Raw genomic sequence first — 10,680 nt, forward strand, 5'->3', positions numbered from 1 at the left:
CCCCCGCCACGCCCGAGGTCGTCCTCGTCGTCGACTTCGGCGCGCAGTACGCCCAGCTCATCGCCCGTCGCGTCCGCGAGGCCCGGGTCTACAGCGAGATCGTCCCCAGCACCATGCCGGTCGCGGAGATGCTCGCCAGGAACCCTGCGGCGATCATCCTCTCCGGCGGTCCCTCGTCGGTGTACGCCGAGGGCGCCCCGTCCGTCGACCCGGCACTGTTCGAGGCCGGCGTACCCGTCTTCGGCATGTGCTACGGCTTCCAGCTGATGGCGACGACCCTCGGCGGCACGGTCGACAACACCGGAGCGCGCGAGTACGGCCGTACGCCGCTGCACGTCTGCAAGTCCGGCTCCACCCTCTTCGAGGGCACCCCCGACGAGCAGTCCGTGTGGATGTCGCACGGCGACGCCTGCTCGGCCGCGCCCGAGGGCTTCACGGTGACGGCGTCCACGGACGTCGTGCCGGTCGCCGCCTTCGAGAACGACGAGAAGAAGCTGTACGGCGTGCAGTACCACCCCGAGGTGATGCACTCCACGCACGGGCAGCAGATCCTCGAGCACTTCCTCTACCGGGGCGCGGGCCTGTCCCCGACCTGGACGACCGGCAACGTCATCGACGAGCAGGTCGCCGCGATCCGCGAGCAGGTCGGCAACAGGCGTGCCATCTGCGGGCTGTCCGGCGGCGTGGACTCCGCGGTGGCCGCCGCCCTCGTCCAGAAGGCCATCGGCTCCCAGCTGACCTGCGTGTACGTCGACCACGGCCTGATGCGCAAGGGCGAGACCGAGCAGGTCGAGAAGGACTTCGTCGCGGCGACCGGCGTGCAGCTGAAGGTCGTGGACGCGGAGGAGCGGTTCCTCGATGCGCTCGCGGGGGTCTCCGACCCCGAGCAGAAGCGGAAGATCATCGGCCGCGAGTTCATCCGGGTCTTCGAGCAGGCGCAGGCCGAGATCATCTCCGAGGCCTCCGGCTCCGACGAGCCCGTCGAGTTCCTGGTCCAGGGCACGCTGTACCCGGACGTCGTCGAGTCCGGCGGCGGCACCGGCACGGCGAACATCAAGTCCCACCACAACGTGGGCGGGCTGCCCGAGGACCTCGAGTTCAAGCTGATCGAGCCGCTGCGCAAGCTGTTCAAGGACGAGGTCCGGATGGTCGGCCAGGAACTCGGCCTGCCGGAGGAGATCGTCCAGCGCCAGCCCTTCCCCGGACCCGGCCTCGGCATCCGCATCGTCGGCGAGGTCACCAAGGAGCGCCTGGACCTGCTGCGCGAGGCCGACGCCATCGCCCGCGAGGAGCTCACGGCGGCCGGCCTCGACCGCGACATCTGGCAGTGCCCGGTCGTACTCCTGGCCGATGTGCGCAGTGTCGGGGTCCAGGGCGACGGCCGTACCTACGGCCACCCGATCGTGCTGCGGCCCGTCTCGTCCGAGGACGCGATGACCGCCGACTGGTCGCGCCTGCCGTACGACGTGCTCGGGCGCATCTCGACCCGCATCACCAACGAGGTGAAGGACGTCAACCGCGTCGTCCTGGACGTGACCAGCAAGCCGCCGGGCACCATCGAGTGGGAGTGACCCACCTCCCGTAACCGGTTACCGGTCAACCTTCGACGCCGTCGCTCATTCGTTTGGGCGGCGGCGTCGTCGTTCCCGCTGGGTACGCTGTCCGTACGGTGCAGGATCCCGTCCATGGGAGGAATCATGACCGCCGAGCCGCTGCCCGCCGCTGCCTCCGCGCCTACTTCCACGCTGCGGACGTGCTGCTCGCCGTCGAGGTGGTCTCGCCGGACTCCGAGTCCCGTGACCGCGACACCAAGCCCCACAAGTACGCCGCCGCAGGCATCCCGAACTACTGGCGGGTCGAGATGGGTGGGGAAAACGACGAGCCGGTCGTCTACGTCTACGAGCTCGACCCGGTGACCAAGGCGTACATTTTCAGCGGCATGCACCGCACACAGCTCAAGCTCCAGGTTCCCTTCGACATCGACATCGACATCGACCTCACCGAGATCGACAATCTCTGAGCCTCATGACCCGGAACCGGGCTCCTGCCCCAGGGTGAAGTCCTCGTAGTGGAACCCCGGCGAGACAACGCAGCTCACCAGCACCGGCTCGTCGCCGGCGGGTTCGGCGGACTGCCAGGCGCCGCCGGGGACGAGGAGCTGCGGCCGTTCGCCGTTCTCGACGCGGGGGCCCAGCACGGATTCGGTGCCGTCGACGCGCAGCCGCAGCGGGCCGCCGCGGTGCCAGAGCCAGAGCTCGTCGGAGCGGACGAGGTGGGGGCGGGAGACTTCGCCGGGGTGGAGCAGGAAGTAGATCCCGGTGGCGGAGGCACGCGGGCCCGGGTAGCCGGGTGGGGTGAACTCGGCCGCCGTACGCCAGGTTTCGCGGAACCAGCCGCCCTCCACATGGGGCTCGAGCCCCAGCAGCTCCACCAGCTCCGACCGCTTCGAGATCTTCTCCGTCATGCCGCCAATTCTGTGCGGCCGGTCGTCGCGGCGCCTAGGGTTTCCCCGCATGGCGCCCCATGACGACGAAAATGCCTCTCTGATCCGGCGGTTGCTCGCCGCCCCCAGCAATCCGCTGCTGCGCTGGAACACCCCGCTGAGCGAGGAGCACGCCGGGCTCCTCGTCAGGGCGTGCGCGCTGCCGCCCGGCGGCCGTGCCCTCGATCTCGGCTGCGGATGGGGCGAGTTGCTGATGCGGGTGGTGGACTCCGCACCCGGTGCCACCGGGGACGGTGTGGACACCGACGAGGACGCGCTGGCCAGGGGTGAGAGGCTCGCCGGTGAGCGGGGTCTCGACGAGCGTGTGCGGTTCCACAGGAGCCCCGCCGCCGAGTGGGCCGGGCAGGGCTACGACGTGGTGCTGTGCGTGGGTTCCGCGCACGCCTGGCCCGGGTCGACGGACGAGGCGCTGAAGGCCGTAAGGGCGGCGCTGCGGCCCGGCGGTGTCGCGCTGTACGGGGACGGCTTCTGGGCCCGGGAGCCGGACACGGCCGCGCTGGAGGGGCTGGGCGCGGAGCGCGACGAGTTCGGGAGCCTGGCCGGACTGGTGCGCCGGGCCGGCGCGGCCGGGCTGCGACCGCTCCAGGTGACGGTCGCCGACGAGCGGGAATGGGACCTCTTCGAGTCGCACTCCCAGCCGGGGCGGGCCGAGCAGTGGGCCCGGCAGAACCCGGGGCATCCGCTGCGGGCGAAGGTCCTCGCCCACGCCGACCGGCGGCGCGAGGACTATCTCGGGGGCTACCGGGGCGTCCTGGGCCTCGCCTATCTCGTCCTGGGCGGCTGAGACCCTGTTCACTCGCGGCGCCCGGGGGTACTTTCGGCACCCGCATACGGAAGGGGCGCGGATGCACGAGCCGATACCCGTCGAGAAGCTGCACCTCGAGATGCCGCCCGTGCACGAGTCGGCCGCGCGGGAGCGGGAGTACCGCAAGGAGCGGCTCGCCGGGGCGCTGCGTCTCTTCGGCCGGTACGGCTTCGACGAGGGCGTCGCCGGCCTCCTCACCGTGCGCGACCCGGAGTTCGGGGACTACTGCTGGGCGAATCCGTTCGGGCTGGCGTTCTCGGACCTCACCCCCGGGGACCTGGTCCTGGTCGACGGGCGCGGACAGGTCGTCGAGGGCCGGTACCGCGTCAACCAGGCCGCGTTCACCGTGCACGCGGAAGTGCACCGGGCGAGGCCCGACGTCGTGGCCGTGGCGCACAGCCACTCCCCCTACGGGGGTGCCCTGTCCTCCCTCGGGGAACTGCTCGAACCCATCACCCAGGAGTCCTGCGCCTTCTACGAGGACCACGCCCTGTACGACGCGTACACCGGTGTGTCGGTCGATGCGGAGGAGGCGCGGCGGGTGGCGGCGGCGCTCGGCGGTCGCAAGGCGCTGATCCTGCGCAACCACGGGCTGCTGACGGTCGGGAGTTCGGTGGACGCGGCCGCCTGGTGGTTCCTGAGCATGGAACGCTGCTGCCGGATACAGCTCGCGGCGCGGGCGGCGGGCAAGCCGGTGATCATCGGGCGGCGGAGCGCGACGGAGACGAGGGAGCGGCTCGGCACCGATCTGGCGGCGTGGATCAGCTACCAGCCGCTGTGGCAGCGGGTCGCCGGCACACCGTCACCGGGCTGACTCCCGGCCCCGCGAGACGCTGGTGATCGCCGCTGTGCGCCGATCACCGCAGGACGTCAACTCGCCGCACCGTCAATCACTCTTTCGGGGTCGCCCTGCCGGGTGGATCGCATGGTCTGTACGGCACAATTCCCAGTCATCACAGTGACGCTCGACGCCTGCCGGGAAGCGGTGGGCGCAAGCGTCGTACGTGATCGGTCACTGGGTGGGAAGGCGGCGTTTTCGGGTGGCGGTGCATACGGCGGACCGTGGTGCGCACGACGGGGGTTGCGCCTGCGGCGGCTGCCCGCACGGCGCACGTGAGGGGCACCGGCGCGCGGTGGCGGCATTCCTCGCCCGGCGCGACGAACTCGCGGCCGGCAAAGGACTCCCCGCGGCAGTGGCGCACTCGGCAGGGGCGTCACGGCAGTGGGTCTCCGACGAACTGACGCAGTCGGCCCGGCTCGTCGTCGAGCGGGCCCGCGAGGCGGGCGTGGCCCGCCGCGAGCGGGGCTGGCGGACGGCGCTGCTCGTCGTCTGGGGCGGGACGGCGCTGCTGTTCCTGCTGCAACTGCTGACCGCACTCGGCTCGGCGGGCTGGACGACCGCCCGCACGGCGGGGCTGCTGGCCGCGCTCGGGGTCGCCGTGCCGCTGAGTGCCGCCGCGTACGCCCACCGGGAGCGGGGCGGCGTCCTCGCGCCCGTCGTCGGCGAGGACAACCGGCTGTCGACCTCCCGGACGGTGGCCGCGCTGTGGGTGCTGCTCGCCGGGTACGCCGTCCTGGTCGTCGGCGCCGGACTGGCCGCCGCGGGGACGCCCGGCGAGCGGGACCGGCTGCTCGGCGGGCTCGCGGCCGAGCGGTCCGCGGGCCTCCTGACGGTGCTCGCGGTGAGCTGCGCCGTGACCGTGGCCGCACGAGGCATCGTCTCGCTGCGTGCCCGGCAGGGGCGGCTGCAGAAGGTGCGCGCCGAACGGCCCCGCGCCGCCGATCTGCTCACCGACGACTCCGGGCGCGGCAGTTTCGCCGACACGCAGTACGTCCTGGTCGGCGGGGTCGTCCTCGCCTTCGCCTGTGTACGGCTGGCGCGGCGGCCCGCGGAACTGCCCGACCTGCCGTGGGGCCTGGCGCTGCTGATGGTCGTCTCGGCCGCGACCTATCTGGCCGGGAAGTTCACCGAGGGCGGCAGGCCGGTCGTCCTGTCGGTGGTGCGAGCCAGGGAGGCGGGGGATCTCGACGCCCCGATCCGCACCGGTGACGACATCGAGATCCGCGGCACGGGCTTCGTACCGCCCGGCGCCGAGACGCCGGAGCTGCTGGGCCGACTGGCCGTACGGATCGGCGCGGTCCATGTCCATGTGCCGCTCGTCCCGGTCACCGGCGGCTTCACCAACCCCTCGGACACCGTGCTCACCGTGCCGGTGCCGGTGGAGGTCGAGCCTGGCACCGTCGACGTGCAGGTGGTGACCGCCGTGGGCACCGAGTCCAACCGCTGCCGGATCGAGATCACCGACTGACGGCGCCCGGCCACGGGCCGGCCGGCCCAACCGGGCCGACGGACGTCATGAATCGACCCGGATCGGGCGTACGCCTGGTGAGCCGGGCGAAGCCGTCGTACGTATGGACTGTTGACAGGTCAAGCGAAGGGCGGCGCACATCATGGCGCACGGATACCGGACCGACCGATACGGATACGACACGGGCAGCGCCGTCGGCACTGCCCAGGGAGGCGGCTTCAGGGAAGCCGCCTCCCGCTACGCACTGCTCCCACTGCGGCTCTTCCTCGGCATCACCTTCATCTACGCAGGGCTGGACAAGATCACCGATGAGGCCTTCACAAAGGCCTCCGGGCCGGGCTCGATCGGGGAACTGATGAACCAGGTGCGGGACAGTGCGGCCGTTCCCGCCCTCGTCGACCTGGCGCTGAAGAACCCCGAGGGTTTCGGCTACGCGATGGCCTTCGGCGAGATCGCCGTCGGCGTCGGCACGCTCGTCGGACTCCTGGCCCGGCTGGCGGCCCTCGGCGGTGCGCTGATCTCGCTGAGCCTGTGGCTGACGGTGAGCTGGCAGAGCGACCCCTACTACTACGGGAACGACCTGGCCTACCTCATGGCCTGGCTGCCGCTGGTGCTCGCCGGGGCCTCGGTGTTCTCCGTGGACGCCGCCCTGGCAGAACGACGACGGCGGCGCACGCTGTAGCCGATCGTCGCGGCCAGGCCGGCCAGCAGCAGGCCCGGGACCAGCACGGCGATCAGGGCCCACGCCGGTGTCTCCCAGGCGTCACCGGAGTCACCGGCGTACATGATGCCGCCGGCCAGCAGCACCAGCCCCGCCACCAGCTTTCCCGGCTGGAACTCATGACGCAGCACGGGTCACCTCCACCTGTCCGAGTCCGACCTCGAGCCGCAGATCGAGCGTGCGGGGCCCGGCATCCGCGCCGTCCTCCGCGCCCTTGTCCTTCGTGTTCCCGTCCCGGGCACCCGTACCGTCCTCCTCGGCCGCCGGCGGAAGCGTGAGCGTCCTCTCCTGCCCCGGCGAGATGTCCACGTCGTTCTGCTTGTCGTCCGGGAGCCGCACGTCCCCGAGCCCCACCTCGATGTCCAGCCGCACCGTCGCGTCCCCGGGCACGATCACCAGCAGCCGACCGGCCCCGACCTCCGCGGCCGTGGTGACGGTCCTGCCCGGCGCGATGTCCACCCGGCCCAGGTCGAGCGTTCCCTCGCCCGTGCCCAGTTCGTACCGCGGACGGACGTCGGCCGCGGACGCCGGGCGCCAGTCCGTGCGCACCCAGTCCGTGCCGATGTCCTTGGGTATCGCGGCCGAAGCGGTCAGCAGCCCCGCCGTGGTCAGCGCCAGCACGAGGGACCCGGCGCCCGTACGCCCCAGGAACGCGCTCACCGCGATGCCGGTGCCGAACACCACCAGCGCGAACGCCAGTCCTGTCTCCAGACTCGTCCCCAGCGGCCGCTCCTCCCAGGACAGCCCAGAGCCGAGCCCGAAGGCGATCAGCGCGAACAGGAAGACCCAGCCGCCGATCCAGCGCGGCCCGCGCGGCCGGACAGGGGGCGCGGTCCACGCCCCATGACCGTTCCGCGGGGCGTACTGGACGCTCAGGCCGGGCGCCGGCCCGCGCGAGAAGGACGAGAAGGAGACGTCGGCGGCGTCCTCGGGACCCCACAGATATCCGGAACCGGCCGGCCCCGTCGTGCCGTCCTTCACCAGCGGGTCCCGCCACCACGAGGGAGCACCCGGCACGGGCGGCGCCTGCGTCTCCGGCGGCGCGCCGGACGCGCCCACCGCCCCCGGCCCCGGCGCGGGCGTGCCGTCCTGGACCGGCCGGCGCCGCTTCTGCGACCAGTACGCCGCGGCCGCGGTGGCGGCGCACAGCATCACCGCGAAGCCGAGCACCGCACCGTTGTTGAGCATCGACAGGAAGAAGCCGCAGCCGACCAGCGCGGTCAGCAGCGCCGCCAGCGTCGCCCCCTCGACCCGGCCGGTGAGCAGCCGGCGCACCTCGTTCTCGTCCTCGTTCTCCTCCGGGACGAACAACCAGGCGAAGCCGTAGAAGATCAGGCCCACGCCGCCGGCGGCGGCCAGCACGGCGAGGACGATACGGAAGATCACCGGGTCGACGTCGAAATACCGGCCCAGCCCGCCGCACACGCCGGCGAAGACCTTGTGCCTGCTGCTGCGCCGCACCGGCTGCGGCTGCGGCTCCTGAACGGCACCGGCCCCGGCTCCCCCGGTCCCGGGCGCCGTGTCGGCGATCGGCTCTTCCGTCATGCGTCCATGGTGACGGGCGCCGGGCCCGGGTGGGAGCGCCGGCGACCCTGGTCGATCCCTGATTCCGTCCCCGGGGGAGTCAGGGTCGCCGGCCCTCCCGCGGCCCGCGGCGGCGGGGGCGGGGTCAGGGACGGCCATGCCCGGGATCAGGGACGACTAGGGGGTCGCCCTGATGTCCGGCGGGGGCCGTCCGTGTGACGATCGGAGCATGTCAGCAGCAGCGACCCCGCGCGCATCGGTATCCCGCGCGCCGGACACGGAGGACGTGCCCCCGCGCAAGCTGTACCGCAGCGCCGAGGGGCGGATGCTCGGCGGTGTCGCGCGCGGCCTCGCCGGCCATCTCGGGCTGCCCGTCGCGTGGGTGCGGATCGTGTTCGCGGCCCTGTTCCTCGCCGACGGCCTCGGGGCGCTGCTGTACGCCGTGTTCTGGTTCGTCGTTCCGCTGGGCGTCGGCGGGGTCGGAGCGGACACCCAGCGCCACTTCACCGTCGAGTCCGCCCCGGACGGCAGACGGCGCCTGCTCGCGCGCAAGCCGGACAAGGGCCAGATCTTCGCGCTGCTGGTCCTGGTGGTCATGGCCGTCGTCTTCGTCCAGAACGTCCAACTGGGCCGTGCCGCCAACGCGTACATCTGGCCGGCCCTGCTGATCGGGGCCGGTGTCGCCCTGGTGTGGCGGCAGGCCGACAACGCCCGCCGTGCCCACTGGATGGCCGTCGGCCGCCGCACCCGGCTGCTGCCGCTGGCCCGCGGCGCCGCCGGCGTGCTGCTGGTCGGCGCGGGGATCACCGGCATCGTCGTCATGCAGGGCTCCGCGAAGCACCTCGGCGCCGTCCTGCAGGCCTCGCTCGCCGTGCTGGTGGGCATAGCCCTGCTCGCGGGCCCCTACGTCGTGCGGATGACCCAGGACCTCTCCGACGAGCGGCTGATGCGCATCCGCGCCCAGGAACGGGCGGAGGTCGCCGCCCATGTGCACGACTCCGTGCTGCACACCCTCACCCTGATCCAGCGCAACGCCGAGGACCCGGGCGAGGTGAAGCGGCTGGCCCGGGCGCAGGAGCGGGAGCTGCGCGCCTGGCTCTACCGGCCGGAGGGCACCGGCAAGGACGAGGACCAGGAGCCCGAGACACTGGCCGACGCGGTCAAGACCATCGCCGCCGAGGTCGAGGACAAGCACGGCGTCCCGATCGAGGTCGTGGTCGTCGGGGACTGCCCGCTCGACGAGAGACTGACGGCACAGATGCAGGCCGCACGCGAGGCAATGGTCAACGCGGCCAAGTACGGTGGCGACGGAGGGGCCGTTCAGGTGTACGCGGAGGTCGAGGGGCGGACCGTCTTCGTCTCGGTCCGCGACCGCGGTCCGGGCTTCGACCCGGACGCGGTCCCCGAGGACCGGATGGGCGTACGGGAGTCGATCATCGGCCGGATGCGGCGCAACGGAGGCACGGCGCGGCTGCGCCCGGTGCCGGGCGGCGGCACCGAGGTGGAGCTGGAGATGGAGAGGGCGGGCGAATGACCGAGCAGACCGAGCAGACGGGGCCGACCGAGCACACCGGGCGCCGGGTGAGGGTCGTCCTCGTGGACGACCACCGGATGTTCCGTACCGGCGTGCGGGCCGAGATCGGCCAGACCGAGCGCACCGGAGTCGAGGTCGTCGGCGAGGCCGCCGACGTGGACCAGGCCGTCGCCGTCATCACCGCCACCCGCCCCGAGGTCGTCCTCCTCGACGTCCACCTCCCGGGCGGCGGCGGCGTCGAGGTCCTGCGCCGCTCCGCGCCGCTCATGGCCGACCCCGAGAACCCCGTCCGCTTCCTCGCCCTCTCCGTCTCCGACGCGGCCGAGGACGTCATCGGCGTCATCCGCGGCGGCGCCCGCGGCTATGTCACCAAGACCATCACCGGCACCGACCTCGTGGACTCCGTCTTCCGCGTCCAGGACGGCGACGCGGTCTTCTCGCCCCGCCTGGCCGGCTTCGTCCTCGACGCCTTCGCCTCCACCGACGCCCCACCCGTCGACGAGGACCTCGACCGCCTCACCCAGCGCGAGCGCGAGGTCCTGCGCCTCATCGCCCGCGGCTACGCCTACAAGGAGATCGCCAAGCAGCTCTTCATCTCCGTCAAGACCGTCGAGTCCCATGTCTCCGCGGTCCTGCGGAAGCTGCAGCTCTCCAACCGCCACGAACTCACCCGGTGGGCGACCGCCCGCCGCCTCGTCTGAGGGGGCCCGGGGAGGACGCCGGGCCCGCCCGGGAGGTGGTCGAACGGGACGGGAGCAGCGGTCGCAGCCGTGCCGGAGCGACCACTGGTCCCTTGTGCGGATATTGCTCCCGGAATGCGGGGAAGCTCTTCCCCGCCCCGTGACCGGTGCGGCCGATGAGGCGGACCTGGCCGACGGCCCCTGCCGGGGCACTGGTTAGGCTCCGGCGCATGGACGTACTCATCAATGTCTTCGTCGGTCTGCACATCGTCGGCATCGCCGCGCTGCTCGGCGGGTTCCTCACCCAGATGAAGGCGATGGGCGCCGGCACCGCGCGCTTCGTGCCCGCCATGCTGCACGGGGCGCTGACCATGCTGATCACCGGTGTGGCCCTGGTCGGTCTCAACCAGGCCGAGGACCGCACGGTCGACAACGTCAAGATCGGTGTCAAGCTCGCCGTGCTGTTCGTGATCCTGGTCCTCGTCTACCTCAAGCGCGACGAGGAGAAGGTCGGCAAGGGCGTCTTCGCGGCGGTCGGCGGCCTGACGCTCACCAACATCTTCATCGCGGTTCTCTGGACCTGACGGAGCCACCCGCCCACCCC

The 10,680-nt window shown here is 72.3% G+C and carries 11 protein-coding genes and 1 pseudogene; 9 read left to right on the forward strand and 3 right to left on the reverse strand.

Annotated elements, in window-relative coordinates:
• Together guaA and GUY61_RS28350 are read left to right on the forward strand one after the other, a co-directional pair.
• On the forward strand, nucleotides 1-1,571 hold a 1,571-nt coding region (gene guaA, locus GUY61_RS28345), incomplete at its 5' end, for a glutamine-hydrolyzing GMP synthase (RefSeq protein ID WP_166633103.1).
• 134 nt (nucleotides 1,572-1,705) lie between these two features.
• Nucleotides 1,706-2,020, forward strand: a pseudogene (locus tag GUY61_RS28350) (Uma2 family endonuclease); the annotation flags it as partial.
• Nucleotides 2,021-2,023: 3 nt separating this feature from the next.
• On the opposite strand, the gene GUY61_RS28355 reads toward GUY61_RS28350, so the two are convergent.
• Nucleotides 2,024-2,464 carry a cupin domain-containing protein gene (locus tag GUY61_RS28355; RefSeq protein ID WP_166633104.1) on the reverse strand — a complete coding sequence of 147 codons (441 nt, stop codon included), beginning with the start codon at nucleotides 2,462-2,464 and terminating at the stop codon, nucleotides 2,024-2,026.
• A gap of 49 nt (nucleotides 2,465-2,513) precedes the next feature.
• On the opposite strand from GUY61_RS28355, the gene GUY61_RS28360 reads away from it, so the two are divergent.
• The 4 genes from GUY61_RS28360 (at nucleotide 2,514) to GUY61_RS28375 (ending at nucleotide 6,299) form a co-directional block, all read left to right on the forward strand.
• Nucleotides 2,514-3,287 (forward strand): cyclopropane-fatty-acyl-phospholipid synthase family protein, encoded by a 774-nt coding sequence (locus GUY61_RS28360; protein WP_166633105.1) that lies wholly within the window; start codon nucleotides 2,514-2,516, stop codon nucleotides 3,285-3,287.
• A 61-nt stretch (nucleotides 3,288-3,348) separates the two neighbouring features.
• Nucleotides 3,349-4,122 carry a class II aldolase/adducin family protein gene (locus GUY61_RS28365; protein WP_166633106.1) on the forward strand — a complete coding sequence of 258 codons (774 nt, stop codon included), beginning with the start codon at nucleotides 3,349-3,351 and terminating at the stop codon, nucleotides 4,120-4,122.
• A 226-nt stretch (nucleotides 4,123-4,348) separates the two neighbouring features.
• Complete coding sequence (locus GUY61_RS28370) at nucleotides 4,349-5,617, forward strand: hypothetical protein (protein ID WP_166633107.1); 1,269 nt, start codon at nucleotides 4,349-4,351, stop codon at nucleotides 5,615-5,617.
• Between the two features lie 142 nt (nucleotides 5,618-5,759).
• Entirely contained in the window at nucleotides 5,760-6,299 is a 540-nt protein-coding gene (locus tag GUY61_RS28375) for a DoxX family protein (protein ID WP_166633108.1), read from the forward strand.
• On the opposite strand, the gene GUY61_RS28380 is transcribed toward GUY61_RS28375, so the two are convergent.
• Both GUY61_RS28380 and GUY61_RS28385 read right to left on the reverse strand, forming a co-directional pair.
• Nucleotides 6,203-6,469, reverse strand: a complete 267-nt coding sequence (locus tag GUY61_RS28380; RefSeq protein WP_166633109.1) for a hypothetical protein — start codon at nucleotides 6,467-6,469, stop codon at nucleotides 6,203-6,205. The two genes, GUY61_RS28375 and GUY61_RS28380, sit on opposite strands and share 97 nt — an antisense overlap.
• Nucleotides 6,456-7,883, reverse strand: coding sequence for a PspC domain-containing protein (locus tag GUY61_RS28385; RefSeq protein WP_243766809.1), 1,428 nt, complete (start codon nucleotides 7,881-7,883; stop codon nucleotides 6,456-6,458). Before GUY61_RS28385 ends, GUY61_RS28380 begins: the two co-directional genes overlap by 14 nt.
• A gap of 208 nt (nucleotides 7,884-8,091) precedes the next feature.
• On the opposite strand from GUY61_RS28385, the gene GUY61_RS28390 reads away from it, so the two are divergent.
• From GUY61_RS28390 to GUY61_RS28400, 3 genes are all read left to right on the forward strand, one after another.
• Nucleotides 8,092-9,396 carry an ATP-binding protein gene (locus GUY61_RS28390; RefSeq protein WP_208106561.1) on the forward strand — a complete coding sequence of 435 codons (1,305 nt, stop codon included), beginning with the start codon at nucleotides 8,092-8,094 and terminating at the stop codon, nucleotides 9,394-9,396.
• The gene (locus tag GUY61_RS28395; RefSeq protein ID WP_166633112.1) at nucleotides 9,393-10,097 is read left to right on the forward strand and encodes a response regulator transcription factor; all 705 of its coding nucleotides are present in this window, start codon (nucleotides 9,393-9,395) and stop codon (nucleotides 10,095-10,097) included. Before GUY61_RS28390 ends, GUY61_RS28395 begins: the two co-directional genes overlap by 4 nt.
• Before the next feature lie 209 nt (nucleotides 10,098-10,306).
• Nucleotides 10,307-10,660: a hypothetical protein gene (locus GUY61_RS28400; RefSeq protein WP_166633113.1), complete on the forward strand. Its 354-nt coding sequence runs from the start codon at nucleotides 10,307-10,309 to the stop codon at nucleotides 10,658-10,660.
• The last annotated feature ends 20 nt before the right edge of the window (nucleotides 10,661-10,680 follow it).

Source organism: Streptomyces sp. GC420, from assembly GCF_009916105.1.
GTDB lineage: Bacteria > Actinomycetota > Actinomycetes > Streptomycetales > Streptomycetaceae > Streptomyces.